The sequence below is a fragment of the Rubrivivax sp. A210 genome, from assembly GCF_904426505.1.
Classification (GTDB): domain Bacteria; phylum Pseudomonadota; class Gammaproteobacteria; order Burkholderiales; family Burkholderiaceae_C; genus Rubrivivax.
Window position 1 is genome coordinate 1 of record NZ_CAJGBN010000060.1, and the last position, 1618, is coordinate 1618.

The window sequence follows — 1618 nt, forward strand, 5'->3', positions numbered from 1 at the left end:
CGACTTGTTCTTCCGGCTATGCAAACGCCGGATCCTGCCAATCATGTCCATGGTGATCACTCCTCTCCCCTGCTGCACAAAAATGCAGCACGGTAGGTTGTTCACCTGGCTCAGTTTTGGGTCGGCACTACCCTCAAAATTGGCTCAGTTTTCGGTCGGCGCCAACATCGCAACGACCTGACCGCCTGTCGGCCAGGTGCATTGGTGTAGCTCGGCACGCCAACGGCGCGCAACCTACGTCATTGCAGGGGACGGGCCGCCAGATTTCGCGAAGCCATTCTGTCTAGGCATCACAAACCACTTGCAACAGTGCCCCACACATGGACATCGCCACTACCCTTGCCGCCGTCAGTTCTGCCAAGGACTTCGCATCATTCATCATCGGCCGCAAGATAGATACCGCTGTGACGGAGAGGGCAATTGAACTGCAAAATTCGATCATCGCGCTCCAGAGCGGCCTCCTTGAAATGCAAGTTCAAATTCAGGCAATGTCCACCCGAAACCGAGAACTTGAGCTGCTGCTGAGTGCAGCCGAGGACTGGAAGGCCGAAGACGACAGGCATCAACTCATTTCAGTGGCCAAAGGCGTTCATGTCGTGACGCCAAAGGCCATAGCAACAGATCCCCGAACTCCAGTCTGGTACTGCGCTAATTGTTGGCAGAAGCACTTCAAGTCGGTGCTACAGCGTCGACACCAGGACTATGGCGGAACAAGCTACTACTGCCCCAACTGCGAAGCGAAGGTCTACGACCACTCCGACCCAGCCGAAGTGTGATGCCTAACCCCTCGCTCAAGCGGAGCGCCAACGGCAGGCCACCAGGCCCGGGCTGGTGGTACGCGGTACATTTTCACCAGCCCGGGCCTGGCGCCCTGCCGTCGTCGCCCGCTTAGCTCGAACGTTAGGCCTCGCAATCAACCTATCCAGGCATTCCGAGCATCTTGTGCCATCGAGGCTCCAAGGAACTGGCAGAATGGTGCCGGGCAAGTAAGCCCCGAAAACACAACGGAGACAAAAGCATGTTCAAGTCAGATACTTGCTGTACCCTCGTGCCCTACTTCGAAGTCAATGAAGGGCAACTTGAGGCATTCAAAGCGCTCGGCCCACAGTTCGTAGAACGCACCCGGAATGAAGCAGGTTGCATGCACTACGCCTTTTCATTCAATGGCAGCACTGCGCACTGCCGGGAAGGTTATGAAAGTGCAGAAGCCGTCTTGGCGCATCTTCAGAATGTTGGAGAGTTGCTGGGCGAAGCGCTGAAAGTTGCGAAGATCATTCGCCTTGAAGTTCACGCTCCTGCTTCTGAAATTGACAAGCTACGCGGGCCATTGTCTTCTCTGAATCCGCAGTTCTTTGCCCTCGAGCCAGGTATTCGTCGCGCATAGCGAGGCCTAACCCCTCGCTCAAGCGGAGCGCCAACGGCAGGCCACCAGGCCCGCGAGGTGCCTTGGTATATTCTGCACCTCGCGGGCCTGGCGTCCCACCGTCGGCTCCCGCTTAGCTCGAACGTTAGGCTGCGCAAAACCCGCTCATCGCTGTCAACTATACAGAATCCATCTTCGTCATTTCCAGAGTGCTCGCATGACCATCGAACTCAGCAAGGAAGACCGGAAAGAAGC

General features: G+C 56.6%; 3 protein-coding genes. All 3 read left to right on the forward strand.

Annotation, left to right across the window (positions count from 1 at the left end):
- On the forward strand, positions 1-181 hold a 181-nt coding region (locus JMV16_RS24345; protein ID WP_236580640.1), incomplete at its 5' end, for a hypothetical protein.
- Positions 182-320: 139 nt separating this feature from the next.
- Positions 321-776: a hypothetical protein gene (locus JMV16_RS21110; RefSeq protein WP_201496300.1), complete on the forward strand. Its 456-nt coding sequence runs from the start codon at positions 321-323 to the stop codon at positions 774-776.
- A gap of 242 nt (positions 777-1018) precedes the next feature.
- On the forward strand, positions 1019-1384 hold the full coding sequence (locus tag JMV16_RS21115; protein ID WP_201496301.1) for a putative quinol monooxygenase: 366 nt from the start codon (positions 1019-1021) through the stop codon (positions 1382-1384).
- The last annotated feature ends 234 nt before the right edge of the window (positions 1385-1618 follow it).